The organism is Streptomyces sodiiphilus (assembly GCF_039529215.1).
Taxonomy (GTDB): Bacteria; Actinomycetota; Actinomycetes; order Streptomycetales; family Streptomycetaceae; genus Streptomyces; species Streptomyces sodiiphilus.
Genome location: NZ_BAAAMJ010000006.1, coordinates 19,918 through 46,592, shown reverse-complemented (window position 1 = coordinate 46,592; position 26,675 = coordinate 19,918). Strand labels below are relative to the sequence as shown.

At 72.2% G+C, this 26,675-nt stretch carries 25 protein-coding genes; 2 read left to right on the top strand and 23 right to left on the bottom strand.

Features of this window, described 5'->3' with window-relative positions; all coding sequences use genetic code 11:
* Positions 1 to 48: 48 nt before the first annotated feature.
* From ABD299_RS02730 to nsdA, 9 genes are all read right to left on the bottom strand, one after another.
* Positions 49 to 288, bottom strand: a complete 240-nt coding sequence (locus ABD299_RS02730; RefSeq protein WP_344258513.1) for an RNA-binding protein — start codon at positions 286 to 288, stop codon at positions 49 to 51.
* Positions 289 to 290: 2 nt separating this feature from the next.
* Positions 291 to 728: a 30S ribosomal protein S16 gene (rpsP, locus tag ABD299_RS02725; RefSeq protein ID WP_344258511.1), complete on the bottom strand. Its 438-nt coding sequence runs from the start codon at positions 726 to 728 to the stop codon at positions 291 to 293.
* Between the two features lie 179 nt (positions 729 to 907).
* Complete coding sequence (locus tag ABD299_RS02720; RefSeq protein WP_344258509.1) at positions 908 to 1,549, bottom strand: hypothetical protein; 642 nt, start codon at positions 1,547 to 1,549, stop codon at positions 908 to 910.
* A gap of 186 nt (positions 1,550 to 1,735) precedes the next feature.
* The gene (gene proS, locus ABD299_RS02715) at positions 1,736 to 3,151 is read right to left on the bottom strand and encodes a proline--tRNA ligase (protein WP_344258507.1); all 1,416 of its coding nucleotides are present in this window, start codon (positions 3,149 to 3,151) and stop codon (positions 1,736 to 1,738) included.
* An 88-nt stretch (positions 3,152 to 3,239) separates the two neighbouring features.
* Complete coding sequence (gene ffh / locus ABD299_RS02710; RefSeq protein WP_344258505.1) at positions 3,240 to 4,805, bottom strand: signal recognition particle protein; 1,566 nt, start codon at positions 4,803 to 4,805, stop codon at positions 3,240 to 3,242.
* A 115-nt stretch (positions 4,806 to 4,920) separates the two neighbouring features.
* Entirely contained in the window at positions 4,921 to 7,425 is a 2,505-nt protein-coding gene (locus ABD299_RS02705) for a [protein-PII] uridylyltransferase (protein ID WP_344258503.1), read from the bottom strand.
* Between the two features lie 44 nt (positions 7,426 to 7,469).
* The gene (locus ABD299_RS02700) at positions 7,470 to 7,808 is read right to left on the bottom strand and encodes a P-II family nitrogen regulator (RefSeq protein WP_344258501.1); all 339 of its coding nucleotides are present in this window, start codon (positions 7,806 to 7,808) and stop codon (positions 7,470 to 7,472) included.
* Positions 7,805 to 9,094: an ammonium transporter gene (locus tag ABD299_RS02695; protein ID WP_344258499.1), complete on the bottom strand. Its 1,290-nt coding sequence runs from the start codon at positions 9,092 to 9,094 to the stop codon at positions 7,805 to 7,807. The genes ABD299_RS02700 and ABD299_RS02695 overlap by 4 nt, the downstream gene beginning before the upstream one ends.
* A gap of 257 nt (positions 9,095 to 9,351) precedes the next feature.
* On the bottom strand, positions 9,352 to 10,845 hold the full coding sequence (nsdA, locus tag ABD299_RS02690; protein WP_344258497.1) for a transcriptional repressor NsdA: 1,494 nt from the start codon (positions 10,843 to 10,845) through the stop codon (positions 9,352 to 9,354).
* Between the two features lie 325 nt (positions 10,846 to 11,170).
* On the opposite strand from nsdA, the gene ABD299_RS02685 reads away from it, so the two are divergent.
* Positions 11,171 to 11,863, top strand: coding sequence for a bifunctional DNA primase/polymerase (locus ABD299_RS02685; RefSeq protein ID WP_344258495.1), 693 nt, complete (start codon positions 11,171 to 11,173; stop codon positions 11,861 to 11,863).
* 37 nt (positions 11,864 to 11,900) lie between these two features.
* On the opposite strand, the gene ftsY is transcribed toward ABD299_RS02685, so the two are convergent.
* The 5 genes from ftsY to ABD299_RS02660 form a co-directional block, all read right to left on the bottom strand.
* Complete coding sequence (ftsY, locus tag ABD299_RS02680; protein WP_344258493.1) at positions 11,901 to 13,115, bottom strand: signal recognition particle-docking protein FtsY; 1,215 nt, start codon at positions 13,113 to 13,115, stop codon at positions 11,901 to 11,903.
* 116 nt (positions 13,116 to 13,231) lie between these two features.
* Positions 13,232 to 14,656 carry a sugar porter family MFS transporter gene (locus ABD299_RS02675; protein ID WP_344258491.1) on the bottom strand — a complete coding sequence of 475 codons (1,425 nt, stop codon included), beginning with the start codon at positions 14,654 to 14,656 and terminating at the stop codon, positions 13,232 to 13,234.
* Between the two features lie 162 nt (positions 14,657 to 14,818).
* Positions 14,819 to 18,385 (bottom strand): chromosome segregation protein SMC, encoded by a 3,567-nt coding sequence (smc, locus tag ABD299_RS02670; protein WP_344258489.1) that lies wholly within the window; start codon positions 18,383 to 18,385, stop codon positions 14,819 to 14,821.
* Between the two features lie 238 nt (positions 18,386 to 18,623).
* Entirely contained in the window at positions 18,624 to 18,827 is a 204-nt protein-coding gene (locus ABD299_RS02665; protein ID WP_344258488.1) for a hypothetical protein, read from the bottom strand.
* Between the two features lie 332 nt (positions 18,828 to 19,159).
* A complete protein-coding gene (locus ABD299_RS02660) occupies positions 19,160 to 19,456 on the bottom strand; it encodes an acylphosphatase (RefSeq protein ID WP_344258486.1) in 297 nt (98 codons plus the stop codon).
* 133 nt (positions 19,457 to 19,589) lie between these two features.
* Between ABD299_RS02660 and ABD299_RS02655 the strand changes: the two genes are divergently transcribed.
* A complete protein-coding gene (locus ABD299_RS02655; RefSeq protein ID WP_344258485.1) occupies positions 19,590 to 20,486 on the top strand; it encodes a CAP domain-containing protein in 897 nt (298 codons plus the stop codon).
* Here ABD299_RS02655 and mutM read toward each other — a convergent pair.
* The 9 genes from mutM to ABD299_RS02610 all read right to left on the bottom strand — a co-directional run bounded on the left by mutM (position 20,480) and on the right by ABD299_RS02610 (position 26,616).
* Positions 20,480 to 21,370 (bottom strand): bifunctional DNA-formamidopyrimidine glycosylase/DNA-(apurinic or apyrimidinic site) lyase, encoded by an 891-nt coding sequence (mutM, locus tag ABD299_RS02650; RefSeq protein WP_344258483.1) that lies wholly within the window; start codon positions 21,368 to 21,370, stop codon positions 20,480 to 20,482. The two genes, ABD299_RS02655 and mutM, sit on opposite strands and share 7 nt — an antisense overlap.
* Complete coding sequence (gene rnc / locus ABD299_RS02645) at positions 21,363 to 22,124, bottom strand: ribonuclease III (protein WP_344258481.1); 762 nt, start codon at positions 22,122 to 22,124, stop codon at positions 21,363 to 21,365. The genes mutM and rnc overlap by 8 nt, the downstream gene beginning before the upstream one ends.
* A 19-nt stretch (positions 22,125 to 22,143) precedes the next feature.
* Positions 22,144 to 22,317 carry a 50S ribosomal protein L32 gene (rpmF, locus tag ABD299_RS02640; RefSeq protein ID WP_344258480.1) on the bottom strand — a complete coding sequence of 58 codons (174 nt, stop codon included), beginning with the start codon at positions 22,315 to 22,317 and terminating at the stop codon, positions 22,144 to 22,146.
* A 2-nt stretch (positions 22,318 to 22,319) separates the two neighbouring features.
* Positions 22,320 to 22,985 (bottom strand): YceD family protein, encoded by a 666-nt coding sequence (locus ABD299_RS02635; protein WP_344258652.1) that lies wholly within the window; start codon positions 22,983 to 22,985, stop codon positions 22,320 to 22,322.
* 150 nt (positions 22,986 to 23,135) lie between these two features.
* Positions 23,136 to 24,233 (bottom strand): cell division initiation protein, encoded by a 1,098-nt coding sequence (locus ABD299_RS02630; RefSeq protein ID WP_344258478.1) that lies wholly within the window; start codon positions 24,231 to 24,233, stop codon positions 23,136 to 23,138.
* Positions 24,234 to 24,266: 33 nt separating this feature from the next.
* A complete protein-coding gene (gene coaD / locus ABD299_RS02625; protein WP_344258476.1) occupies positions 24,267 to 24,746 on the bottom strand; it encodes a pantetheine-phosphate adenylyltransferase in 480 nt (159 codons plus the stop codon).
* A 26-nt stretch (positions 24,747 to 24,772) separates the two neighbouring features.
* Entirely contained in the window at positions 24,773 to 25,357 is a 585-nt protein-coding gene (gene rsmD, locus ABD299_RS02620; RefSeq protein ID WP_344258474.1) for a 16S rRNA (guanine(966)-N(2))-methyltransferase RsmD, read from the bottom strand.
* 104 nt (positions 25,358 to 25,461) lie between these two features.
* A complete protein-coding gene (locus ABD299_RS02615) occupies positions 25,462 to 25,905 on the bottom strand; it encodes a DUF6227 family protein (RefSeq protein WP_344258473.1) in 444 nt (147 codons plus the stop codon).
* 189 nt (positions 25,906 to 26,094) lie between these two features.
* On the bottom strand, positions 26,095 to 26,616 hold the full coding sequence (locus ABD299_RS02610; RefSeq protein WP_344258471.1) for a wHTH domain-containing protein: 522 nt from the start codon (positions 26,614 to 26,616) through the stop codon (positions 26,095 to 26,097).
* Positions 26,617 to 26,675 lie beyond the last annotated feature (59 nt).

Genomic DNA, 26,675 nt, shown 5'->3' with positions numbered 1-26,675 from the left:
GGCGGTTCGCACCGCCCCCGGCCCGTGCCGGTGTTCGTTCTTCCTGACTCAGCGGATCTCGTCCACGTCGACCAGGTCGACGCGGATGCCGCGGCCGCCGAGGGCGCCCACCACCGTGCGCAGCGAGCGCGCGGTGCGGCCGTTACGGCCGATGACCTTGCCGAGGTCGTCGGGGTGGACCCGGACCTCCAGCACCCGCCCGCGACGCATGGTGCGCGAGGCGACCTGAACCTCACCGGGGTGATCGACGATGCCCTTCACCAGGTGCTCGAGGGCCTCCTCGAGCATCGTCAGGCCTCGGTCGACTCTGCCGGGGCGGCAGCCTCGGTCTTCTCGGCCTTGTCCGCCTTCTTGGCCTTCGGGGTGATGGCCTCACCCTTCGCCTCGCCGCCGGACTCCTTGGCCGCGGCCTCGAAGAGGGCACGCTTGTCGGCCTTGGGCTCGGCGACCTTCATCGGCGGCGGGGCCGGCAGGCCCTTGAACTTCTGCCAGTCGCCCGTGACCTTGAGGATGGCCATGACGGGCTCGGTCGGCTGGGCGCCGACGCCGAGCCAGTACTGCACACGCTCCGAGTCGACCTCGATGCGCGAGGGGTTCTGCACCGGGTGGTACAGGCCGATCTCCTCGATCGCCCGGCCGTCACGCCGAGTACGGGAGTCGGCGACGATGATGCGGTAGTGAGGCGAACGGATCTTGCCCAGTCGCTTCAGCTTGATCTTGACTGCCACAGCTGTGGTGTCTCCTGGTCTTGACGGGGTGGGCCACGGCCGGAGGCCGCGTGGGGTTGCGGTGCCGGAGGGGCCCGATGGACGCGGCCGGCCGGAGGAGAGAGGGGTCCTGTGCGACTGCCGAGTTCAGCCGTTCATTCTGCCACACCCGCAGGACACGCCCGCACCGCGCGGTCCGCTCAGGAGGCCACCGCCACCGTCTCGGCGATCCGGAAGGGCGTCTTGCAGGCGCCGCAGACAATCGGCGCCTGGGCGAGGACGGAGGGCACCACGCGGACATTGCGCCCGCAGTCGCACACCGCCTTGACCCGGACCCCACCGCCGGACGAGCCGTGGCGCGCGGCCGGGCCGCGGAAACTGCGCTTGGTGTCCGTGGCCGTCGCCGCCACGTGTGCCTTCAGCGCACGGTGCAGCCGCTCCGCGGTCTGCCGGTAGCGCCGTCTGGTCTCGGACGTCATCCGCACCAGCGAGAATCCGCTGGACGGATGGGGCTCTTCGGCGTGCTCCAGCCCGAGCTCCTCGGCGATCGCCAGGAAACGGCGATTGTGGTAGCGGCCCGCTCGGGAGGTGTCGCGCACTCCGCGGGCCGCGGCGATGCCGTGCACGGCCTCGTGCAGCAGTCGTTCGAAGGAGAGCTCGGCGCCGCAGGCGGACGAGGACTCTCCGATCAGCGATTCGGGCGCGGCCAGATCCGGCAGCTCGGGGTGGTGCCGTTGGATGTCGGCCCACGCCTGTGCCAGCTCGGCGGCGAGAACTGGTGGTGTCGTGCTCACGTCGTGGTCAACGAGCAAGCACCCCTGAGTGTTCCGATTCCGGGCCAAGTCCACGAATTTTGCACCTACCAGTCAGTACTACGTGACGTTGCACAGTGGGGGACGGGTGCGCCGTACTGCGCGAATTGGTACACCCGTCCCATTGCAGGACACCTGTGGGGGTAGGCAGGGGCATGTGGGACCCCCGGTGCGGCACCGGCTGGTCGTGCCGCGGTCGTGACGGCCAGGTCGCTCTCAGTACGCCCGGGCCACCACAGCGACGTTACCCGGCGCGTCATCGGAGTCGGGAACCGACCCGTCCTCGGCGACCAGGCACCTTACGGACACCGCCTCCTCGGCGAGCTTCGCCTCGCCCTCCGGACCGAGTCCGGCCCAGGGGATACGGGCCCAGTTGCCCGCAGCGGCGGCTTCCGCCGCTTCCGCGACGGTCCGCACATCCACCGTACGCTCCGCACGGCGCTCGCGGGACTGCCTCAGCAGAAGTTCCTGGTCCTCTTCCAGCAGGCCCGGCAGCAGCCCGGGCAGCGCGTCCACCGCCACGGGCTCCTTGCCGCCCGGAATGCGGCGCGCCAGCATCGCGGTGCCGTTCTCCAGGTCCCGCGGGCCGATCTCGATCCGCACCGGGACACCCTTGAGCTCCCAGTCGACGGCCCGGCGGCCGAAGGGGGTGTCGGTGCGGTCGTCCACCTGGACCCGCACACCCGCGGCCGTCAGCCGGTCGCCGATCTCCCGCACCGTGGACAGCACCCGCTCGTCGCCCTTGATGGCGAGCACCACGGCCTGCACCGGGGCCAGCCGCGGCGGGACACGCAGCCCGTGATCGTCGCCGTGCGACATGATCAGGCCGCCGACCATGCGGGTGGAGGTGCCCCAGGAGGTCTGCCAGACCATCTCCCGGCTGCCCTCCTTGGACAGGTAGCGGGTGTCGAAGGCCCGCGCGAAGTTCTGTCCCAGCTCATGGCTGGTACCCATCTGCAGCGCCTTGCCGTCGCGCATCATGCCCTCCAGCGTGAGGGTGTTGATGGCGCCGGCGAAGCGCTCGGCGGGGGTCTTGCGGCCCAGCACCACATCGATGCCCAGCACGTTGACCATGAAGTCGGCGTAGACCTCGCGGTGGATGCGGGCGGCGTAGTCCCGGGCGTCCTCGTAGGTCGCGTGCGCGGTGTGCCCCTCCTGCCACAGGAACTCGGTGGTGCGCAGGAAGACCCTGGGCCGCATCTCCCAGCGGACCACGTTGGCCCACTGATTGATCAGCAGCGGCAGGTCACGGTAGCTCTGGACCCACTTCGAAAAATAGTCGTTGATGATCGTCTCGGACGTCGGCCGGACGACGACCGGCTCCTCCAGTTCCTTGCCGCCACCGTGTGTGACCACGGCGAGCTCCGGGGCGAACCCCTCGACGTGCTCGGCCTCCTTGGTCAGGTAGGACTGCGGGATGAACAGGGGAAAGTAGGCGTTCTGCGCGCCGGCGCCCTTGATGCGGGCGTCCATCTCCTGCTGCATCCGCTCCCACAGGCCGTACCCGTACGGCCGGATGACCATGGTGCCGCGCACCGGGCCGTTGTCGGCCAGCTCGGCCTTGTTGATCAGGTCCTGGTACCAGCGCGGGAAGTCCTCCGCCTGGGGAGTGAGTACGGGAGTCTTGGCCATGGCGGGAATGGTACGGCGCGCCGGCACCGAAGCGTGAATCAGCGGGTGCGGACCGGGGCTCGCCGCCCCGGCCCGCCCTGCGTGGATGTCACCTGCCGGGCGGCAGCATGTTCTTGAACTCGTCCGGCAGCTCGAAATCTCCCGGGTCCTGGCCCGCGCCGGGGATGCCGAAGGCGCCGCCGCCCTGCCCGGGGCCGGCCGACCGCCGCTCCGCGGCGGCGCGCTCCTCCTCCTGCCGCTTCATCGGGTTCCCGCTGCGGCGCTTGCCCTTCGCCTTCTTCTGCGGCTTGCCCTTGCGCCGGGGACCGCCGCCCATCCCGGGAACGCCCGGCATGCCCGGCATGCCGCCGCCCTGAGCCATCCGCGACATCATCTTGCGGGCCTCGAAGAACCGCTCGACCAGGCTCTTGACCGCGGAGACGTCCACCCCGGAGCCCTTGGCGATCCGGGCCCGCCGCGAGCCATTGATGATCTTGGGGTCGGCCCGCTCGCCGGGGGTCATCGACTTGATGATCGCGGCGGTGCGGTCCACCTCGCGTTCGTCGAGGTTGTTGATCTGCTCCTTCATCTGGCCCATGCCCGGCATCATGCCGAGCAGCTTGGAGAGCGAGCCCATCTTGCGGACCTGCTCCATCTGGGCCAGGAAGTCGTCGAGGGTGAACTCCTTGGGGCCCTTGGCCAGCTTGTCGGCCATCTTCTCGGCCTCTTGCCGGCTGAACGTCTGTTCGGCCTTCTCGATGAGGCTGAGCATGTCACCCATGCCGAGGATGCGGGACGCCATGCGGTCCGGGTGGAACGCGTCGAAGTCGTCCAGCTTCTCGCCGTTGGAGGCGAACATGATCTGCCGCCCGGTGACCTTGGCCACCGACAGGGCGGCGCCGCCACGGGCGTCGCCGTCCAGCTTGGAGAGCACCACACCGTCGAAGCCGACGCCGTCGCGGAACGCCTCGGCGGTGGTCACCGCGTCCTGGCCGATCATGGCATCCACGACGAACAGCACCTCGTCCGGGCTGACGGCGTCCCGGATGTCGGCGGCCTGGCGCATCAGTTCCTCGTCGATGCCCAGCCGGCCGGCGGTGTCCACGATCACGACGTCGTACTGCTTGTCCCGGGCGTGCGCCAGGGAGTCCTGGGCGACCTTCACCGGGTCCCCGGTGCCGTTGCCCGGCTCGGGGGCGAAGACGCCGACTCCGGCCCGCTCGGCGACCACGGCCAGCTGGTTGACGGCGTTCGGACGCTGGAGGTCACAGGCGACGAGCAGCGGGGTGTGGCCCTGACCCTTGAGCCAGTGGCCCAGCTTTCCGGCCAGCGTCGTCTTGCCCGCACCCTGGAGACCGGCCAGCATGATGACGGTCGGCGGGTTCTTGGCGAACCGGAGCCGGCGCGTCTCGCCGCCGAGGATGCCGACCAGTTCCTCGTTGACGATCTTGATGACCTGCTGGGCCGGGTTCAGCGCCTTGGAGACCTCGGCGCCCAGCGCCCGCTCCTTGACCTGCTTGATGAAGGACCGGACGACCGGCAGGGCGACGTCCGCCTCGAGCAGGGCGATGCGGATCTCGCGCGCCGTGGCGTCGATGTCCGCCTCGCTCAGGCGGCCCTTGCCCCGGAGGTTCTTGAACGTCGCTGCGAGGCGATCGGAAAGAGTGTCGAACACGGCGCTGGGGGATCCTTACACATCGGCGGTCGGGTCGGCGGTGACCTCCAGAATACGCACAGCCCCGGTGCACGGACCGCCCTGTGCGCGAGGGGCCATGCCCGGCCGGGGGTCGTCAGCCGGCCAGGGACCGCTCCACTTCCCGGGCCAGCGCGGCAGCCTCGGGGGCGGGCAGAGGTGCGCCGTCCGGACCGGTGACGTAGAACGCGTCCACGGCGTTCGCGCCCAGCGTGCTGACGTGCGCGCTGCGCACCCGCACCCCGGCGTCCTCCAGCGCCCGTCCGATCCGGTGCAGCAGCCCCGGAGCGTCCTGGGCCCTCACCTCGATCACCGTCGCCAGTCGCGACCCCAGCGGCGCGACCGCGACCCGTGGGGGCGGCGCGGCCGGCAGCCGGCGGTGCGGCCGCCGGTAGGCGGCCTCCCGCTCGGCCAGGCGCGCGGTGATGTCCAGCGATCCCTCCAGGGCCCGCACCAGGTCCGCGCGCAACCGCTCGGGCTGCGGGAGCGAGCCGTACTCGGTGGCCACCCGCCAGTCCAGCAGCAGCACCGGCCCCTGGTCCAGCGGGTCCACCTCGCGCAGTCCGGCGGACCGGACGGCGAGCCGGTGCAGGGCCAGCACCCCGGCCACGGCGGGCAGGACACCGGGCCGGCCGGGGAGGGCGATCACCAGCTCGACGCCGACCGGTTCGGGGAGAGGGCTCGGCGCCGGGCCTCCCTCCTCGGCCCCGCGGTCCTCCGCGGGAGTGGCGGCCGGCTCCGGACGGGAGTGCAGAGAGAGCACCGGGCCCCCGGTGCGCTGAGCCTCCACGGCCAGCCGCTCCGCGGCCACGGTGGGGGTGGGCGGACGAGGGAGGCCGGCCGGCGGGGCGCCGTCGTCCAGTGCCGCGGCCACCCGCTTCGCCAGTTCCTCCACCAGCGAGGCCCGCCATGCGGACCAGGCCGCCGGCCCGGTGGCCAGGGCGTCGGCCTCGGTCAGTGCGTGGAGCAGTTCCAGGGTGTTCGTGTTGCCCACGATCCGCGCCACGTGTGCCACGGTGGCCGGGTCGTCCAGGTCGCGCCGGGTGGCGGATTCCACCAGGAGCAGATGGTGGCGCACCAGCGTGGCCAGGACGTCGGCGTCCCGGTCGCCGAAGCCGATCCGGAGCGCCATGTCACGGGCGATGGTCTCCCCCGCCACGCTGTGGTCGCCGGGCCACCCCTTGCCGATGTCGTGCAGCAGTGCGGCGACCAGCAGCAGGTCGGGGCGGCCGACCCGGCGGGCGAGGGCGGACGCCCGGACGGCGGTCTCCACCAGGTGGCGGTCCACGGTCCAGCGGTGCACCGGGTTGCGCTGCGGACGGCAGCGGACCCGCTCCCAGTCCGGCAGCAGCCGGGTGACCAGCCCCGCCGCCTCCAGCGCCTCCCACACCCGCACGGAGTCCCGGCCGGCACCGAGCAGGGTGACGAACTGTTCGCGCGCCTCCGCGGGCCACGGGACGGGGAGCTCGGTGTCCGCACCGGCCAGTGCCTGGAGCGCGGGGAGCGCCAGCGGCAGACCGGCCTGGGCGGCCGCGGCGGCGGCGCGCAGCGGCAGCACCGGGTCCCGTCCGGGGCGGGCGGAACGGGCGAGCACCACCTCTCCGTCCTGCTCCACCACCCCCTCGGCCAGCGGGGTGCGGGGCTCCGGGGTGCCGCGCCGGGCCGCTCCCCGGGAGCCGATCAGCCGGCGCACCCGGGGGCGGGCGGAACGGGCGCGCAGCACCCGGCCGGCCTCGCGCCAGGTGACGTCGGAGGCGTAGCAGATGGTGCGCGCCGCCTCGTAGACACGGCGCAGCAGGGTGTCGGGGTCGAGCAGGCCGAGTGCCTCGGCCACCGGGCCCTGGTCCTCCTGGGCGAGGCGGTCGGTGGCCCGGCCGGTGGTCAGGTGCAGGGCGTCCCGGACGTCGAGCAGGGTGGCGCGGGCCTGTTCGAGGCCGGCCCGGGGGGCGTCGGCCACCCAGGAGGCGGCCACCGCGCGCAGCGCTGTGACGTCCCTCAGGCCGCCGCGGGCCTCCTTGAGGTCGGGTTCGAGCAGAAAGGGCAGTTCGCCGTGGCGGTGGGCGCGCTCCCGGCCGAGTTCGCGCAGTTCCGGGAGGCGCGTGGGAGCCTTCGCGCGCCACTGGCCGAGCACCGCGGTGCGCAGTTCGGCGGTGAGGGAGGCATCGCCTGCCAGGTGACGGGCGTCCAGCAGGCCGAGGTTGACCTTGAGGTCCTCGCCCGCCGTCCGGTGCGCCTCCTGGAGGGTGCGCACCGAGTGGTCCAGCGCGATGCCCAGGTCCCACACCGGGTACCACAGGCGGTCGGCCAGTTGCGCGATCTCGCCGGGCCGGGCCTTGCCGTCGTGCAGCAGGAGCAGGTCCAGGTCGCTGCGGGGGGAGAGTTCGCCGCGGCCGTAGCCGCCCACGGCCACCAGGGCGACTCTCGTGCGGCGCGGACCGGGACCCAGCAGTCCGGCCAGCCAGTCGTCGGTGAGCCGGGCCAGCTGCCGGCGGCGCGGCGGCCCGGACTGCGTCTCCTGGGTCAGGAGACGCAGCCGGGCCGCCGCGTAGCTGCCGCCGGGTTCCGCCTGGCTGCCGGTGGTGCGTACCGTTTCCGCGGTCATGCGGTTCCCGACTTCCGTTCTCGTGCGTTCTCGCGGGCGAGGGGTCAGAGGGCGTCCGGGCCGCGGTCGCCGGTGCGGACCCGGACGGCCGTCTCGACGGGCAGGCTCCAGACCTTGCCGTCGCCGATCTTGCCGGTCCTGGCGGCCTTCACCACGACCTCGATGAGCTGCTCCGCGTCGGCGTCCTCGACCAGGACCTCCAGGCGGATCTTCGGTACCAGGTCGACGGTGTACTCCGCTCCCCGGTAGACCTCGGTGTGCCCGCGCTGGCGGCCGTAGCCGCTGGCCTCGGTGACGGTCATGCCGTGCACCCCGAAGGCCTGGAGGGCGTCCTTGACCTCGTCCAGCCGGTGCGGCTTGATCACTGCGGTGATGAGCTTCATGCGTCCACCTTCTTCTCGCCGCTCGCCGCCGGGGCGGGAGCCGTAACGGTGCTGCCGGCGGTCAGGGACCCGCTGCCGGTCTGGCTGAAGTCGTATCCGGTCTCCGCGTGGTAGACCTGGTCCAGACCAACGGTCTCCTCCTCCTCCGTGGAGCGGAGGCCGATGGTGACCTGGATGAGCTTGGCCAGGATCCAGGTGACGACGAAGGAGTAGGCCATGACCGAGAAGGCGGCCACCGCCTGAAGGGCGAACTGGGAGACGCCGCCGACCCCGTTGATGGCGAGGAAGCCGACCATCAGGGTGCCGATGAGGCCACCGAAGAGGTGCACGCCCACGACGTCGAGCGAGTCGTCGTAGCCGAGCTTGTACTTCAGGCTGACCGCCCAGGCGCAGACGGCACCGGAGACCACGCCGATCGCGACGGCGCCCATCGGGTTGACGTCGGCCCCGGCGGGGGTGATGGCGACCAGGCCGGCGATGGCGCCGGAGGCGGCTCCGAGGGTGGTGTACGCGCCGTGCCGCACGCGCTCGTAGATCAGCCATCCCAGAACGGCGGCCCCGGTGGCGACCATGGTGTTGAGGGCCATCAGAGCGGCGGTGCCGTTGGCGGCGAGCTCCGACCCGGCGTTGAAGCCGAACCAGCCGAACCACAGCAGGGCGGCGCCCAGCAGGACCATCGGCAGGTTGTGGGGACGCATCGGGTCCTTCTTGAAGCCGATGCGCTTGCCCACCACGAGGACCGCGGCGAGTGCGCCGATGCCCGCGTTGATGTGCACGGCGGTACCGCCGGCGAAGTCGATGACCTCGCGCCCGTCCAGCTCCAGAGCGGCGATCCAGCCGTCACCGCCCCAGACCCAGTGCGCGACGGGGAAGTAGACAACCGTCACCCACAGGGCGATGAAGACCGCCCAGGAGCTGAACTTGACCCGGTCGGCGAGCGCACCGCTCATCAGGGCCGGCGTCAGCACGGCGAACATGAGCTGGAAGACGGCGAAGGCCAGCCAGGTATCGGAATCCGCGACACTCAGCATGTCCTTGAACCCGACGAAGTCCAGGTTGCCGACGACTCCGCCACCGGAGCCGTTGACGTCGCTGCCGAAGGCAAGACTGAAACCGTAGAGCACCCAGAGCACGCTCGAGATGCCCATGGCGATGAAACACATCATCAGCATGTTCAAGGCGCTCTTCACACGGATCATGCCGCCGTAGAAGAAGGCGAGGCCGGGGGTCATCAACATGACCATCGCGGCACAGATCACCACAAATGCGATATCTGCAGCTTCCAAGGTGAACGTCTCCTCGTGGTTACGACCCGTGCGGGCGGAGTCTCGGGCGGGTCAGGATGCGCCACAGACTCCCCAAGGGCCGTTTCCGTCAGTGGCGGGAGTTGTTTCACCGTGGTGACGATGGACGGCGCCGTGTTACGCGGCGATGAAGCCCCTCGTGGCCGCGGGCGCGGTCCGTTATCGTCTCGCAACCCGGGAATGTTCCCGCGCCGGCACCGGGACCGCGCCGCGCGGCAGGTCCGCGGGCCGGCGGGCGCTCACCCGGCCCGGACCGATTCGCTCTCCGACAGCTCGGCGGTGATCCGCCGGTTGAGCAGGACGACATCGGGGATGTCGCCGAAGTCCCGGACGGCGGTGGCCGACGTCTTGCGCAGCCGGGTACTGACCCGCTCGGACCGCAGGTGCTTGGCGAGCTCCAGCGCCTCAGTGGCCCGCAGCGCGCACGCCTCCGGTTCCTCGGCCAGGAGATGGACCGTGGCAAGGCCGATGAGATTCAGTGCATACGAACGTCGATGGCCGCCGCCCGGCCGCGCGCACTCCCGGGCGAACAGCTCGACCGCGCGCTCCATCACCGGCCGGGCCAGTGAGGTGTAGGTGTGGCTCAGGCCCGCGACGTAGGCCAGGTCCCGGTAGGAATGCGCGTTCGCGGCGTTGAGCTCCGCCTCGGAGAAGAAGTCGATCCAGCCGGGATCGGCGTCACCGGGCCCGATGTCGGCGAATGCCTCCTCGGCCCTCCGCACGGCGCGATGGCACTTGGTGGGCTGTCCCAGATTGGCGTGGGCCCGGGCCTCGACCGCGTGCAGCATCGACCGGGTGCGGGCGGTGGCCTGCTCCCGGCTGCCGTACTGAGCCAGCTGGATGAGCTCCAGCGCGTCCTCGGCCCGCCCCAGGTGGATCATCTGCCGGCTCATCCGGGAAAGGACGAACGCACCCAGCGGGCGGTCCCCGGCCTCCTTCGCGGCGTGCAGGGCGAGCACGAAGTACTTCTGCGCCGTCGGCTGGAGACCGATGTCGTAACTCATCCACCCCGCGAGCTCGCAGAGCTCGGCGGTGATCGCGAACAGCCGCCGGCGCACTCCCGGCGGGTGGCGCTCCTGCAGCAGATCCGTCACCTCGTGCAGCTGCCCGACCACCGCCTTGCGCCGCAGACCGCCACCGCACTGGGCGTCCCAGGACCGGAACATCGCGGTGGTCTCCCCCAGCAGCGCCAGCTCCGGCCCCGACAGTTCCCCGGCGACGCCCACCGCGGCGGGGGAGTCGGAACCCGTCTCCCCCTTCACCGGGGCAGGGGGCGAGGGGACCAGCCAGCGCTGCATGGGCTCGACGAGCGCCGGGCCTGCCGACATCGCCAGGGAGGTCCCCAGGAAGCCCCGCCGGCCGAGCATCAGGTCACTGCGGGAGAACTCATTGATCAGCGCCACCGTCCGGGGCCCCGCCCACGGAAGGTCGACACCGGAGACCGCGGCCGACCGGTGCGCGGAGCGCAGGCCGAGGTCCTCGGGCCCGATCACGGTCCCGAAGCGCTCGGAGAACAGCTCGGAGAGAATCCTCGGGATCGGCTCGCGCGGCTGCTCGCCGTCCAGCCAGCGGCGCACCCGGGACGTGTCGGTGCTGACATGGTGTGCCCCCAGGTGCCGGGCCCGGCGGTTCACCTGCCGGGCCAGCTCTCCCTTGGACCAGCCGCTGCGCTGGAACCAGGAGGTGAGCCGTTCGTTCGGACACCTGTCGCCGGTCCTCCCGCTGCCGCTCACCGTCACACCCCTGTCCCGCCCCGTCAGGGGGCCGCCCGCCGGTCCTTGCTCCCGTCCAGTGCCGCCAAGGCTGCTGACGCCGCGTCTACGGATGGACCGAAAGTAATCCTACGGTCACGGGCTGCGGGTAGGGGCCCGGAAATCGCCACCATTCGCCACCCCGGAGAACGAACCTAACCCGGACCTCCCACGCTTCACTTGTCATCGAGGCGTTCTGTGCCGGGCGAAGCGAAGCACACTGGGGGCGCGCGCCACCGGCCGTACTCCCCTTCACCCTCGCTCATCGCCCCGTAACCCCCGGCCGCCCCGGACCGTTGGAGAGTGCATGGGCTTCACGATCGGCGGCATGCGCGACATCCGGGAGCTGCGGCGGATTCCCCGGCTCCCGAAGCGTCCGGCCCGCACGCCGGACCTCGACGCCGTCGCCGAGTACACCGGGCTGTGGGGCTGGGACGTCGTCCCCGGCACCCGGGCCCGTCCGTCCGCCGAGGGGCAGCCGCCGGAGTGCTCCTGCGGTGACCCCGGCTGCCCCTCGCCGGGCGCCCATCCACTGGACCCCGGCGCGGTCATCCGGGCCGGCACCCCGCTGGAGGCCGTGACCCGGGCATGGCACCGCACCCCGGGGGCATCGATTCTGCTGCCCACGGGTCGCGCGTTCGACGCCATCGAGGTGCCGTCGGCGGCCGGCCGCCGGGCGGTGCTGCGGCTGGAGCGGATGGGCCTGCCCCTGGGTCCGGTGGCCGCCGGACCGCACGGGCGCACGTGGTTCCTCGTCGCTCCCGGTGCCGCCGCCGCGCTGCCGGACCTGCTCTACCGCACGGGCTGGGACGACACCGCTCTGGACCTGCGCGGCCTGGGGCCCGGCGGCCACATCACCGCCCCTCCCTCCGACCACGGCGGCCTGGGGCCGGTCGGCTGGTTGTCCCCGCCCTCCCTGGAGACCGCCGCCGACCCGCCGCAGGCCCGGCTTCTGCTCGGCACCCTCGCGTACTGCTGCCGCGCCCGCGCGGAGAGCTGACCCGGGGTGCCGGCCGTCGCAGGCACCCCGGGAGCCGTCACTGACCGATCAGCGCGTCCACGAAGGCCTCGGGCTCGAACGGCGCCAGGTCGTCCGCTCCCTCGCCCAGGCCCACCAGCTTGACCGGCACCCCCAGCTCGCGCTGGACCGCGACCACGATGCCGCCCTTGGCCGTGCCGTCGAGCTTGGTGAGGACGATGCCCGTCACATCCACCACCTCCGCGAAGACCCGCGCCTGCACCAGGCCGTTCTGTCCGGTGGTGGCGTCCAGCACGAGCAGCACCTCGTTGACCGGCCCGTGCTTCTCGACCACCCGCTTGACCTTGCCGAGTTCGTCCATCAGGCCCGTCTTGGTGTGGAGCCGGCCCGCGGTGTCCACCAGAACGACGTCGGCACTCTCCGCGATGCCTTCCTTGACCGCGTCGTAGGCGACCGATGCCGGATCGCCGCCCTCGGGCCCGCGCACCGTCCGGGCACCGACCCTCGAACCCCACGTCTGCAGCTGCTCGGCGGCGGCGGCCCGGAAGGTGTCGGCCGCGCCGAGCACCACCGACTTGCCGTCCGCCACCAGCACCCGGGCCAGCTTGCCGGTCGTGGTGGTCTTGCCGGTGCCGTTGACCCCGACGACAAGCACCACGGCGGGCCGCTCCTCGCCCTCGGTGGACACCCCGCCCTCGGTGTGCACCACGCGGTCCGCGTCGGGGCCGATGACCGCCAGGAGCTCCTCGCGCAGCAGGTTGCGCAGGTCTTCGGGGGTGCGTGTCCCCAGCACCCGCACCCGCTCGCGCAGCCGCTCCACCAGCTCCTGGGTGGGAGCCACCCCTACATCCGCGGTCAGCAGGGTGTCCTCGATCTCCTCCCAGGTGTCCTCGTCGAGGTGCTCGCGGGACAGCAGCGTGAGGAGGCCCTTGCCCAGGGTGTTCTGCGACCGCGACAGCCGCGCCCGCAGCCGCACCAGGCGGCCGGCGGCCGGCTCGGGGGTCTCGATCTCCGGCGCCGGCGGGGCGGTGGTCTCACCCGGAAGAACGACGTCCTCGATGGTGCGCCGCGGTTCCTCCTCGGTGACCGGCGGCGCGCTCTCCTCCCCGACACGGGGTTCCTCCTCCCGCGGAGGAGCGGTGATCGTGCCGCCCTGCCCCGGAGGGGCCTCGGCCGGCGGGAGCCGCTTCTTCTTCCGGCTGCTGAGGAGGAGGCCGCCGGTCACGGCAAGGGCGACGACGGCGATGACTACGGCAAGGATGAGGAATTCCATAACGCGTCTCAGTATCACCGACGCCCCCGCCACGCCACGCCGCCCCGCCCGGGAGTCGCGGGACGATCGCGGTCCGGCGGGGCCCGGAGCCCGGCCGGGCGGAGGGCCGCGCGAGGTCAGCCCATCTCCTCCAGTGCCTTGCCCTTGGTCTCGGGCACCCACAGCAGCACGAACGGGATCGACAGCAGGGCGAACCCGGCGTACATCATGTAGGCCCCCGAGAGGTTCCAGTCCGACAGGGCCGGGAAGGTCTGGCTGACGGCGAAGTTGGCGATCCACTGGGCGGAGGCCGCCAAGCCCAGGGCGGCGGCCCGGATGCGGACCGGGAACATCTCGCCGAGCAGCACCCAGACCACCACGCCCCAGGAGAGCGCGAAGAACAGGACGAACGAATGCGCGGCCACGAGCGCGACGGTGGCCTGGGTGTCGGGCAGATGGATGTCCTCACCGGTGCCGGCCTTGTAGGAGAAGGCCCAGGCCGCCACGGACAGGGAGACGGCCATCCCGGCGGAGCCGGTGAGGGCCAGCGGTTTGCGGCCGATCCGGTCGACGAACGCCATCGCGATCACCGTGCCGATGATGTTGATCACGGACGTGGTGAACGAATAGAAGAACGAGGCGTCGGGGTCGATACCCACCGACTGCCACAGCGAATTGCTGTAGTAGAAGATGACATTGATGCCGACGAGCTGCTGAAAGACCGACAGCCCGACGCCGATCCACACGATCGGCAGCAGTACGGCCCGCCCGCCGAGCAGTGCCCGCCAGTCGCGGCCCTTCCGGTGACGCAGACGGTCCTCGATGTCCGCGATCTTGGCGTCGAGGTCCACCCCCTCGGCCTCCACCCGGGCGAGCACGCTCCTCGCCTCGGCGTTGCGGCCCCGCGAGACCAGATAGCGCGGGGACTCAGGGATGCGCAGCGACATCAGCCCGTACACGGCGGCCGGGACGGCCTCGATGCCCAGCATCACCTGCCAGGCCTCCAGGCCGAACAGAGCGCCGCGCTGATCCCCGTCCGCCAGGCTCATCACGCCCCAGTTGACCAGCTGCGAGACAGCGATGCCCAGCACGATCGCGGCCTGCTGGAAGGACGCCAGCCGGCCGCGGTACTCGGCCGGGGACACCTCCGCGATGTACGCCGGGGCGATCACCGAAGCCATGCCGATGGCGACTCCGCCCACCGTCCGCCACACCGCCAGGTCCCACACCGTGAACGGCAGCATCGAGCCGATCGCGCTGACCACGAAGAGCGCGCCCGCCAGTTGCATCACCCGGATGCGGCCGATCCGGTCGGCCAGCCGGCCGGCCAGGAGCGCACCGGCCGCGGCCCCGAGCAGGGCGATCGCCACGACGGTTCCGAGCGTCCCGGCACCCACCTCGAACTTGCCGCGGATGCCCTCGACCGCACCGTTGATCACGGCGCTGTCGTAGCCGAACAGAAAGCCGCCCAGTGCTGCCACAGCGGCGATGAAGATGACATGGCTCAGATGCGGCGGCCGGGCGGAACGGGCCGCCGGCCGCGCGGCTTCCGGTGTGCTCAACTGTGCTCCCGGGAACGGCGGACCTCGGACCACCGGGCCGACGGTCCGCGGTCACACGTGTCGGTCGTCATGGTGCGGACGGTGCGGCGCTGTGTACCCCGGTCGGCGCGGATCATGACAGCGCGGCGGGGAAAGCCGCCGGATGGCACACCGCCGGCACCGTCAGCCCAGCCGCTGGCTGATCACCTTCGACACGCCGTCCCCCTGCATGGAGACGCCGTAGAGCGCGTCGGCGACCTCCATGGTGCGCTTCTGGTGGGTGATCACGATCAGCTGGGAGCTCTCCTTGAGCTCCGCCATGATCCTGATCAGCCGCTGGAGGTTCGTGTCGTCCAGGGCCGCCTCGACCTCGTCCATGACGTAGAAGGGACTGGGCCGGGCCTTGAAGATCGACACCAGCAGGGCCACCGCGGTCAGCGACCGCTCACCCCCCGACAGCAGCGACAGACGCTTGACCTTCTTGCCCGGCGGGCGGGCCTCGACATCGACCCCGGTGGCCAGCATGTCCTGCGGGTCGGTCAGCACCAGCCGTCCCTCCCCGCCGGGGAAGAGGCGGGAGAAGACGCCCTCGAACTCACGGGCCGTGTCGTGGTACGCCTCGGTGAAGACCTGCTCCACCCGCTCGTCGACCTCCTTCACCACCTGAAGGAGGTCGGCGCGGGTCTTCTTCAGGTCCTCCAGCTGCTCGCTGAGGAACTGGTGGCGCTCCTCCAGCGCGGCGAACTCCTCCAGCGCCAGCGGATTGACCTTGCCGAGCTGCCGGTAGGCCCGCTCCGCGGCGCGCAGCCGCTTCTCCTGCTCACCCCGGTCGTAGGGGACGGGCCGGTTGCGCGGATGGTCCGGATCCTCGGGCACTTCCTCGCCCTCGGCGGGCGGGGAGGGCGGGACCGGCTGGTCCGGGCCGTACTCGGCGACCAGGCCCGCCGGTTCCACGCCGAGTTCCTCCAGCGCCCGGGTCTCCAGCTGCTCGATCCGCAGCCGCTTCTCCGCGCCCAGGACTTCACCGCGGTGCACCGAGTCGGTGAGCTTGTCCAGCTCGTCCTTCAGGGAGCGGCCCCGCTCGCGCTCCGCCGAGAGGGCCTCTTCGCGCTCGGCCCTGGCGCGCTCCGCCGCGTCCCGCTCCGCCCCGGCCCGCTCCCGGGACGCCTCGACGTGCGCCAGCAGCTGCCGCGCACCGTCGGCGACCGCGGCCGCGACCTCGGCCTCGTGGCGTAGCCGGGCCCTGCGCCGCTCCGCCCTGGCCCGGGCCTCGCGCTCGGCACGTGCCGCCCGGTCGAGGGAGTCCGCCCGGCCGGCGAGCCCTTTCACCCGCTCCTCGTGGGTGCGTACCTGAAGCCTCGCCTCCATCTCCGTCTGGCGGGCGTTGGCCCCGTCGGCGGCCAGCCGGTCCCGCTCGGCGGTGTCCGGCTCCTCCTGCTCGTCGGCCGCCTCCTGTGCCACGGCGAGCCGCTCGGCCAGTTCCTCGGCCTGCGCGGTCGCCGTCTCCAGGGCCTCCTCGGCGCGTGCCACGGCCGCCCCGGCGCGCTCGGCCTCCTGGGCGGCCGCCCGGGCCTGGCCCGCAAGCCGGCCCAGGTCCTGGGCGACCCCGGACCTCTCCCGCTCCGCCTCGCTGCGCCGGCGCGCCAGCTCCTCCACGCGTGCCGCGCAGCTCTCCCGCCGCTGCCGGACCTGCTCCCGGGCAGCGGTCAGTTCGGCGCACCGCGCGTCGAGCCGGTCGCGCCGGCCGGCGGCCTCGTCCACGGCCGCCTTCACCTCCAGCATGCTGGGTGCGCCGGCCGGGCCTCCCCTGGCGAGGCTGTGGGAGAGCACATCGCCGTCCGCGGTGACGGCGGTCAGGTGCGCCCGCGCGGACAGCAGCCGCTCGGCCTCCTCCAGGGTGGCGACGACCACGGTGCCGCTCAGCAGGTGCCGCACGGCGGCCATCAGCTCGGGCGGCGCCTGGACCAGGTCGGCAGCCCAGACCGCACCGTCCGGGGCCGGGCCCGGGGCGTCTGCCGGGCCGCCGGGCGCCTGGCCTCCCACCAGCAGCACGGCCCGGCCCGCGTCCTGCTTGTGCAGCAGCCGCAGGGCATCGGCCGCGGCGCCGGGGCCGGACACCGCGACGGCGTCGGCCGCCGCTCCCAGAGCCGCCGAGACGGCGGTCTCCCGGCCCGGGGCGACGGTCAGAAGCCCGGCGGCCGGGCCCAGCAAGCCGGGGAGATCCGTCTCGGCCGCGAGCAACGCCTGGGTGCCGTCCTTGTGCCGCAGCCCGGTCGCCAGGGCGTCGTGCCGGGCCGCGGCGGCCGCGCGCTCCCGTTCCGCCGCTGCCGCCGCTTCCCGCGCGGCGTTCAGCGCACTCTCCGCTTCGGCCAGTTCCCGCCGGGCCGTGTCGTGCGCCTCGGCCAGCCCCGTGTCGTCCGCGGCCAGTCCCTCGACCTCGGCACGCAGTGCTTCGTGCTCGCGCGCGGCGCGCGCGGCCCGTTCCTCGGCCTCGTCACGGGCCGCGGCCAGCCTGCCGATCTCCGCCTGTGCCGAGGACGCCCGGCTCCGGGCGGCGTTGGCCTGGCCGTGCAGCCGGGCGAGGTGCTCGCGGCGGTCGGCGATGGCCCGGGCGGCGTCCTTCAGCCGCCGTTCCTCGTGGGCGAGCCGGCGCTCCAGCTCCGCCCGGTGCTCGACGGTGTCCTCCAGCGCCCGGCCCGCCGCCTCCAGGGCTGCCTGGAGTTCGGCCTCCTGCTCCCGGACACGGGCGGCCTCGCGCTCCATGTCCTCCGGGTCCCGGCCGCGCCGCTCGTCCTGCGGCAGATCCCGGGCGCTCTTGACCCGGGCGTCGGCGAGCCCCACGGTGCCGCGCACTCGCTCGGCGAGCTGGGAGAGTTCGTACCAGGTCTGCTGGGCCCGTTGCAGCCGCGGGGCCAGGGTGCGGACCTCCTGTGCCAAGTCCGCCTCCCGGCGCTCGGCCTCGTTCAGTGCCTCCTCCGCGTGCTGCCTGCGCTGCTTGAGGACAGCCTCGTCCGCGACTTCCGCCCGCAACGCCCGGCGCAGTGTGACCAGGTCGTCGGCGAGCAGTCGCAGCCTGGCGTCGCGCAGGTCTGCCTGGATGACCGCCGCCCTGCGGGCGACCGCGGCCTGCCGCCCCAGCGGCTTGAGCTGTCGGCGCAGCTCATCCGTCAGGTCCTGCACCCGGGCGAGGTTGGCCTGCATCGCGTCCAGCTTGCGCAGCGCCTTCTCCTTGCGCTTGCGGTGCTTGAGAACCCCCGCGGCCTCCTCGATGAAGGCCCGCCGGCCGGTGGGGTCGGCGTGCAGCACCGAGTCGAGCTGTCCCTGGCCGACGATGACGTGCATCTCGCGGCCGATGCCGGAGTCGGAGAGCAGTTCCTGGATGTCCAGCAGCCGGCAGGTGTCGCCGTTGATCTGGTACTCGCTGCCGCCGTTGCGGAACATGATGCGGGTGATGGTGACTTCGGCGTACTCGATGGGCAGAGCACCGTCGGAGTTGTCGATCGTCAGGGAGACCTCGGCGCGGCCCAGCGGCGGACGGCCGGTCGTACCGGCGAAGATGACATCTTCCATCTTGCCGCCGCGCAGCGACTTGGCGCCCTGCTCCCCCATCACCCAGGACAGGGCGTCGACCACGTTGGACTTGCCCGAACCGTTCGGCCCGACCACGCAGGTGATCCCCGGCTCGAACCGCAGCGTGGTGGCCGAGGCGAAGGACTTGAAGCCCCGCAGGGTCAGGGTCTTGAGGTGCACGCCGTGGGACTCTACCGTCCGCTGTCCCGCAATCGGCTGTTTCGCCGCGGTGTATGCAGGGCACACCTGTCAGTGAGCGAAGTGTTCCCTACCTGCGGGCGACCCGCCCTCCGCACCCCCTCCCCCTGTCGGCCGGCTGCGCCGCGGCACGTGGCCCGCACATGACGAAGGGACGCCACCCGGACGTCCCTCGCATTATCAGGCGGCGACCGCCGCTGACTGACTCGCAACAACCCTGTCAGGTCAGCGCGGGCTCCGCGTTGGAGACGTCAATGCTCTTGAGCATCGAGTCGTCCCGAGCCGCGGCGGCCAGTGCGTCGTTCTGAGCCTGGACCCGTACCAGCTGGGTCTCGAGGTCCTGGACGCGCTGCTGAAGCCGTCGCATCTCGGCGAGGACCCGGGGGTCGGAGCCACTGACGTAACCGAGAAGCGCCTTTGCCATGATGGATGGTCCTCCACACTGAGTGACCGACCGAAGCCGTTGTGGTTGGTGAGGGGTCGCACCCGCAGTGCCTGCTACGCCTGTGTTCCAGGGGGCTCCACAGCCATGAGGCGCGGGGACTTTTAGCGTCTCACCAAAAGGGAATACGGTCAACACGATCACACCCCGTATCGCCGGGGGCACTGTCCCGGCGCGGGCCCGGCGCTCTGCGGCGGCTGACCTCATCCGGCGGACCCGGAGCGTGACGATCACTCATCGTTGCCGCATCCTCGCACGTGAGAGCGGGGTTGGCAACCAGTTCCGGGGACTTTTCCGCGACCGCCGCGCGCACGTCACCGCACCGCGAAGTCCGCGTAGCCGCCCCGGGGTGTGGCCCAGATCTCAGTCACTCCGGTCACCGCCCCGGGCGTGTCGCCCTCCCGCAGCCACGCGAGCAGCTTCTCGCAGCTCTCCCTCGGCCCCTCGGCCACCACCTGCACGCGGCCGTCCTCCCGGTTCAGCGCGAACCCCCGCAGATCCCCGATGGCCAGCGCACGCGCCCGGGTGAACCAGCGGAAGCCGACCCCCTGCACCCGTCCGCGCACCCAGGCCGTCATCCGCACCGCTTCCTCCGGAACCGTGCCGCTCATGTGATGCACGCTATCCGGTCATTTGCTTCACCGCCGCACCGACCGCACCTCGAATGCCGTACAGTCACGGCCCAGAAAGCCACACCTTCGGGTGAACTTCTGATTGTCGAGTTGACGAGGGACGGTGCCATAGATGGGCCGCCATCGCCGTGCCGCCCAGGAAGCCCCGGTGCAGACCGGGAGCCGCCGGGGCGCTCACCGCAAGCAAAGCCCTGCCCGCACCGGGCTGCTCGGAGCCTCCGCCGCGCTCACCGTCGGCGCCATGGCCATGGGCAGCGGTGTACTGCCCGGAGCCGGCGAACGCTTCACCCTGAACGACAGCAGGGACATCCAGGCCCACGAGGGCGGCCGCAGCCTGCACACCGGGTCCCCCACCCCGGACGTCGACCGTACCGAGGAGCGCAGCAGCCGCGACACCTCGCGCTCTCCCTCCCCGACCCCGTCGGCCACCGAGGAGACCCAGGACCCCTCACCGGAGCCCGAGGAGTCCGAGGAGACTCCGGAACCCGAGGAGACCGAGGAGTCCGAGCCGACGGCCTCGGCACCGGCCTCCACCCCCGCGGCGGCCCCGAACACCTCCGCCCCGGCACCGGCACCCACCACCAGCTCGCCGACGGCCGCCCCCTCCAGCTCGTCGCCGTCCTCGGACCCTGCCCAGAGCGAGGCCGCGGCTGTCCTCCAGCTGGTGAACCAGGAGCGGGCCAAAGCGGGCTGCCAGCCGGTGACGCACGATGCCCCGCTGGCACGGCTGGCCACCGACTTCAGCCGGGACATGGCCGAGCGGGGCTTCTTCTCCCACACCGACCCCGACGGGCGCAGCCCCTGGGACCGGGCCGAGGCCGCCGGAATCCGCAACCTCGGCGGCGAGAACATCGCCCGCGGCCAGCGCAACGCCGCCGCGGTGATGGAGGCCTGGATGAACAGCGACGGGCACCGCGCCAACATCCTCAACTGCAACTTCAAGACCCTCGGAGTCGGCGTCCACCACGGATCCGGCGGCCCGTGGTGGACACAGAACTTCGGCTACTGAGACGCCTGGCGGCCCACGGCGCGCACCGCGGGGACGGCGCGCGGCGGCCGCTGGCAGCGCGGGCAGAAGTAGCTGGAGCGGTTCATCCACGCCCGGCGCCGCATCTGCGCACCGCAGCGGCGGCAGGGCTGGTGCTCCCTGCCGTAGGCGTCCAACGACCGGTCGAAATAGCCCGAGGCGCCGTTGATGTCGACATAGAGACTGTCGAAACTGGTCCCGCCCTGGGCCAGCGCCTCGGTCATCACCTCGCGAAGGTGCGTCAGCAGCAGGGCGGTGCGCGGCCGGGTGAACGTGGCGGTGGGGCGGTCGTAGTGCAGCTGTGAGCGCCACAGCGCCTCGTCGGCGTAGATGTTGCCCACGCCACTGATCAGCGACTGATCCAGCAGCGCCCGCTTGACCGTGGTGCGCCGGCTGCGCAGCGCGCGGTGGAACGCCTCCTCGTCGAACTCCGGGTCCAGCGGATCACGGGCGATGTGCGCGATCACGTCCGGCAGGCCGGCCGCGGTCAGGGGATGCACCGAGAGCCCGCCGAAGGTCCGCTGGTCGACGAAGCGCAGCTCGCCACGGGCGGGGTCGGCGAAAACGATCCGGACCCGGAGGTGCTTCTCGTCGGGCGCGCCGGCCGGCTGGATCAGGAGCTGGCCGCTCATTCCCAGATGGGCGAGCAGGGCTGAGCCACCCTCGAGCGGCAGCCACAGGTACTTGCCCCGCCGGTGCGGCACGTCCACCCGGGCACCGCGCAGCCGGGCCGCGAAGTCGTCCGGCCCCGCCAGGTGACGGCGGACGGCCCTGGGGTGGAACACCTCGGCGGAGGCGACGGTGCGCCCGCCCACCCAGCGTTCCAGCCCTCGCCGGACGACCTCGACCTCGGGGAGTTCAGGCAACGGAACCGGCTCCGCCGCCCTGCTCGTCCGCGGCCGAACGGATGGCCCGCCAGGCGGTCTCGGCAGCCTGCTGCTCGGCTTCCTTCTTGCTCCGCCCGGTGCCCGTGCCGTAGGTGACGCCGCCCACCCGCGCGGCTGCCGTGAACGTCTTCTCGTGATCGGGACCGGTCTCGGTGATCACGTACTCCGGTACGCCCAGGCCCTGCGCGGCGCTCAGCTCCTGAAGGCTGGTCTTCCAGTCCAGGCCTGCCCCCAGATTCGACGACCGCTCGATCACCGGGTCGAAGAGCCGGTGCACGAGTTCGTCCGCGGCCGGGAGCCCTTGATCCAGGTACACGGCGCCGATGACGGCCTCGAGCGTGTCGGCGAGGATCGACGCCTTGTCCCGGCCGCCGGTCCCCTCCTCCCCGCGCCCCAGCCGGACGAAGGCGCCCAGGTCCAGCTCGCGGGCGACCTCGGCGAGCGCCCGGGAGTTGACCACGGCGGCGCGCAGCTTGGCGAGCTGCCCCTCGGGGAGGTCCGGGTGCCTCCGGTAGAGGGTGTCGGTGACCACCAGCCCCAGCACCGAGTCCCCGAGGAACTCCAGACGCTCGTTGGTCGGCAGTCCACCGTTCTCGTAGGCATAGCTGCGGTGCGTCAGAGCACGCACCAGAAGGGCGGGCTCGAGCTGATAGCCGAGCCGCCCTTCCAGAACCGCGTGGGGCGAGGCTGTGTCGGCCGACGTCTGGCCCTTCGACGTACTGGCGTGCGACATGGAGCCTGTCACCCGCCGATCAGACCTCGAGGACCTGACGGCGGTTGTACGTGCCGCAGTTGGAGCACGCGGTGTGCTGCAGCCTCGGCTCCTGGCAGCGCTCGCACGTGACCAGGTTGGGGACCGCAGCCTTCCACTGCGACCGGCGGTGGCGCGTGTTGCTGCGCGACATCTTCCGCTTCGGAACAGCCACGGCTACTTCTCCTGTGGATCGTCCCCGCTGTCGCGGGGTGCCTTGTCTTCGTCTGCCGGCTTCCCGGAACCCATGGTCCCGGCAAGCTCCTGCAGTGCCGCCCACCGGATGTCGACGGCATCATCGTGATGGTGGCCGGGATCCCGCGCGAGCAGCGCCCCGCACTGGGGGCACAGACCCGGGCAGTCCTCCCGGCACACCGGCTGCAGCGGCAGTGCGAGCACCACCGCGTCCCGCAGCACGGGTTCGAGGTCGAACAGGTCGCCCTCGAGAACGTGAGTGTCCTCCTCGGTGTCCCCGGCGTCGCCTCCGGTGTCCGCGGTACGGCTCCGGTCGACGGCGTCGGGGTAGGAGAACATCTCCTGGAACTCCGCCTCGCACTCTCGCTGCAGCGGCTCCAGACACCTTACGCACTCGCCCTCCACCGGTGCACGGGCGGTACCGGTGACCAGCACCCCCTCCATGACCGACTCCATGCGGAGTTCGACCTCCAGCGGGGCGCCCTGCGGCACCCCGATGACCTCGATGCCGAGGTCTGCCGGGGCGTCGACCGTGCGGGCGACCCTCTTCAGCGCACCGGGACGCCGCCCCAGCTCGCGTGTGTCGAACACGAGGGGGTCGCGGTGGTCCAGGGAGGCTTTCAGGGCTCTGCACTTTCTGCGGGTCATGGTGGTGGCGGGCCGGCCCCGGGAAGAGCTTTCCGGAGCGCTGCCGTGCGCCGGGTCCGGGCGGGCAGCCGTGATCACCGAGGGTGCCACGGCCGAAGGTTCAGCATACGGCACCGGCCGCCGGGCTCCCAATCGAGCCGGCGGCCGCGCTCACTGTCCCCGCCCCTGCTCGTACCTGCGCAACTGCTCGGCGTCGATCATGCCGGTGTCGAACAGGCTCGTCTCGTCCAGCGTCCCGCCTCCCCCGTACCCGCCGGACTGCCGGTAGCCGTACGGGTCCTGGGTCCCGCCCTGCGGGGGGACCCCCTGCTGCTGTCCGTAGGGATCCTGGGTGTACCCCTCCTGGGAGTAGCCGTCCTGGGAGTAGTCCTGCGAGGGATACGCCTCCTGGGGATAGCCGGCCTGCTGGTAGCCGCCCGGCCCGTAATCCGCTCCGGCGTAAGCGTCCTGGCCGTACCCGCCCGCGGCGGCCTGCGCGGCGTACTGATCCTGCCGGGGCTGCGGGGACTGCTGGGGCGGGCCCTGTTCGTCGTAGTCCTGCCCCTGGGGCGCCATCCCCAGATAGGAGTAGGTGTCCTGCTCCTGCCCGGCCGGGGGGGCGTAGGGGTGCCGCCCGTCGGCGGCCTCCTGTGCCTCCTGAGCTGCCACGTGCTCGGCCAGTTCGTCGATCGGCCGGTGCCCGGTGAGCTTCTGCCGGCCCCGGCCCACCGCCTCCAGGGTCTTGCGCAGCACCGCCTCGATGGCGCCGAACTGCGCCTCGACGTAGGAGTCGGCGCGCGCCAGCAGTTCCTGCGGGTCCCCCCGGTCCGCGCCCAGCAACTTCTCCCGGCCCCTGTCCACCGAACCGATGGTCTTGTTGAGGACCACCTCGAAGTTGGCCAGCTTGCTGTCGACGTAGTCGTCAGCCTCGGCTCTGACCTCCTCGGCCTCCTGTCGCGCCTGGGCCAGCAGACGGTCCGCCTCCGCCCGGGCCTGCCGGACGATCTCGGTGCCGTCGACGAGCGAGCCGCGCTCGGCACGGGCGGCCTCGATGATGCGACGGGCCTCCTCCTCGGCCTCGGCGACCACCTGTTCCCGGCCTCCGAGCACCTCCTGGGCCTGGGCGAGGGAGCCCGGGAGCGCCTCGCGCACCTCCTCCAGGCGGGCGAGGAGGTCGCTGCGGTTGACGACGCAGGAGGCGGACATGGGCATGCTCTTCGCCCCTTCGACCGCTGCGACGATCTCATCGAGTTTCTGCTGAACGTCCACGGAACGACTGTACGCCGCCCGGGCGGCGTGCGGTCAGCGTCCTGGAAGCTTCTCGGTGAGCATCCGCACCACCGGCCCGGGGACCAGATGGGAGACGTCCCCGCCCCACGTCGCGACCTCCTTGACCAGAGAGGAGGAGAGGAAACTGTAGGTGGGATTGGTGGGGACGAAGAGCGTCTCGACACCCGAGAGGCCGTGGTTCATCTGGGCCATCTGCAGTTCGTAGTCGAAGTCGCTGACCGCGCGGAGGCCTTTGACGATGGCCGGGATGTCACGCTGCTTGCAGTAGTCCACCAGCAGGCCGTGGAACGCCTCGATCACCACGTTGCCGTAGCCACTGGTGCATTCCTCGATCAGTGCGAGGCGCTCGTCCACGGAGAACAGCCCCTGTTTCGACTTGTTGATCATCACTGCGACGTGAACCACGTCGTAGAGCTTCGAGGCCCGGGAGATGATGTCCAGGTGGCCATTGGTGATGGGGTCGAAGGACCCCGGACAGACAGCGCGGCGCAACGGTCTCTCCCTGCTCTCCCGGCCCGTCATGACCGGTCGGTAATGTCGTCTTCGGCGGCGCGACCGTACCAGAGCGTTCCCTCGCCGTAGCGGCGGGCCCGCAGGGCGCGGTACCCCGTCGGCCAGCCGAACTCTCCGCCTCTGGTGCTTCGTTCCACGGTGACGATTGCGCCACCGTTGAGCCAGCGATCCGCCAGGAGTGTGAGCAGGATCTCCCGCAGCGCGGCGTCGGTCACGGCGTAGGGCGGATCGAGGAACACCAGGTCGTACGGCTCCGGGGGCGGCCCGGCGAGGACCTGCTCCGCCCGGGCGGTACGCAGTTCGGCGCCCGGCAGGCCGAGGGAGCGGATGTTCTCCCGCACCGTCCGGGCGGCCCGGGCATCCGGCTCCACCATCAGCGCGTGCGCGGCACCGCGGGAGAGCGCCTCCAGTCCGACCGCTCCGGAACCGGCGAACAGATCGAGCACTCTGGCTCCCTCCAGGGAGCCCGCCAGCGCCGACCAGGTGGAGAACAGCCCTTCGCGTGCCCGGTCGGAGGTCGGCCGGGTGCCACTGCCGGGCGGGACGGCCAGCCGCCGGCCGCCCGCCGTCCCGGCGATCACGCGGGTCATGAGGGATCCTTCTCAGCTCATCCGAATCGGCGTCGCCCCCACGCTATACGCGGACCGCGCGGCGCACGCGGCGAGGTCGGCACCGGCGCCGGAAGGCGGGCGGCTCAGCGCATGCCCGCTCCCCCGAAGGCCCGCGCGTGCCGCCGGGCCGCCTCACAGGCCGCCGGCTCGTCGGAGTAGACCTCGCAGACCAGGCGCCGGCCGGGTGTGAAGTCGTGCTCCAGCTCGTACAGGCACAGGACGCTCTCGTCGTCGAGCAGGAAGGCGTGCTCGTACACCGAGCACCAGATCCGCTGGTCGAGAGCCCAGGGCAGCTCGGGCATCCGCTCGATGCCGTAGCCCCGCGAGGACGAGAGCCGGCGCAGTGTCCCGGCACCGGGCCGGTCCGGGTTCTCCGCCCGGCGCAGCAGCCTCCTGGCGTGCTCCGGGCCGTCCAGCCCGGGGTAGGACCGCGGTCCGGGCAGCCGGACCTCCGGAACGGCCACGGTGTACGGTCTCCGCCCCGACGGCACCCGCCACCGCGGCCCGTCCCCTGCTCGGTCGCCCATGCCGAATCCTCCCGGTATGACCCTCGCCAGTCATGTCTCCACTGCCCCGCGGACACACACCGTAGTGGAACGGTCGCGCGGCGGGGGCGGTTTTCGGCTACCCGTACCCGATGCCCCGGCCACCCGCACGGAGCAGGGCGCACAGCCCGGTTCCGCGGCCGGCGCGGCCGCGGAACCGGGCCCGCGCGCTCAGCCCGCGTCGCCCTCCTCGACCGCACCGACCAGAGCCGGGGAGGCATAGCGGGACCAGGACAGACAGCCGTCCGGCGGGCAGTACTCCGGGCGGCGGGGGTCGTGGCCGAGCTCCCGGAGCTTGGCCCGTACGGAATCCGGAGTGCGCCCGAACCGGGCCGCGATCCGGGCGACGGTCTCCCCCGCGTGGAACCGCTGCACGAGATCCTCTTCGTGCTGGGGTATCCACGGCGCGCCGTGGCCCGGGAAGAGCTCGCGGAGGATGTCCCGGTCCGGGATGGGCTCGGCCACATCCGCGGCGAGCGCGAGGGCCCTCAGCCCCCTGTTGAGCGCGATCCGCAGGGCGGGGACGTCCGCCAGCGGCATGGTGAGCGAGCCGGCGGCCAGCGGGGCGCCCCCGGGGCGCGCCTCGTGCCGGCCGGTCAGGGTCAGGGTCACGGTGATGTCGTCGTGGCTGGCCAGTTCGACACGGAAGATCTTGTCTCCGAGGGGCAGTTCGTTGGTGTGGCGAAACGCCATGGAAGACCCCCAGTCATCCCACCGCGCGCAATCCCGGATGGATCACCGCGGACTGGGTC

Bases quoted from the DNA above. Each gene is read 5' to 3' on its own strand.
- ABD299_RS02730 (WP_344258513.1), bottom strand. From the start codon at position 288: ATGCTCGAGGAGGCCCTCGAGCACCTGGTGAAGGGCATCGTCGATCAC.
- proS (WP_344258507.1), bottom strand. From the start codon at position 3,151: ATGGCCAAGACTCCCGTACTCACTCCCCAGGCGGAGGACTTCCCGCGC.
- ABD299_RS02705 (WP_344258503.1), bottom strand. From the start codon at position 7,425: ATGACCGCGGAAACGGTACGCACCACCGGCAGCCAGGCGGAACCCGGC.
- ABD299_RS02700 (WP_344258501.1), bottom strand. From the start codon at position 7,808: ATGAAGCTCATCACCGCAGTGATCAAGCCGCACCGGCTGGACGAGGTC.
- ABD299_RS02685 (WP_344258495.1), top strand. From the start codon at position 11,171: ATGGGCTTCACGATCGGCGGCATGCGCGACATCCGGGAGCTGCGGCGG.
- ftsY (WP_344258493.1), bottom strand. From the start codon at position 13,115: ATGGAATTCCTCATCCTTGCCGTAGTCATCGCCGTCGTCGCCCTTGCC.
- ABD299_RS02665 (WP_344258488.1), bottom strand. From the start codon at position 18,827: ATGGCAAAGGCGCTTCTCGGTTACGTCAGTGGCTCCGACCCCCGGGTC.
- ABD299_RS02660 (WP_344258486.1), bottom strand. From the start codon at position 19,456: ATGAGCGGCACGGTTCCGGAGGAAGCGGTGCGGATGACGGCCTGGGTG.
- ABD299_RS02655 (WP_344258485.1), top strand. From the start codon at position 19,590: ATGGGCCGCCATCGCCGTGCCGCCCAGGAAGCCCCGGTGCAGACCGGG.
- rnc (WP_344258481.1), bottom strand. From the start codon at position 22,124: ATGTCGCACGCCAGTACGTCGAAGGGCCAGACGTCGGCCGACACAGCC.
- ABD299_RS02635 (WP_344258652.1), bottom strand. From the start codon at position 22,985: ATGACCCGCAGAAAGTGCAGAGCCCTGAAAGCCTCCCTGGACCACCGC.
- rsmD (WP_344258474.1), bottom strand. From the start codon at position 25,357: ATGACCCGCGTGATCGCCGGGACGGCGGGCGGCCGGCGGCTGGCCGTC.
- ABD299_RS02615 (WP_344258473.1), bottom strand. From the start codon at position 25,905: ATGGGCGACCGAGCAGGGGACGGGCCGCGGTGGCGGGTGCCGTCGGGG.
- ABD299_RS02610 (WP_344258471.1), bottom strand. From the start codon at position 26,616: ATGGCGTTTCGCCACACCAACGAACTGCCCCTCGGAGACAAGATCTTC.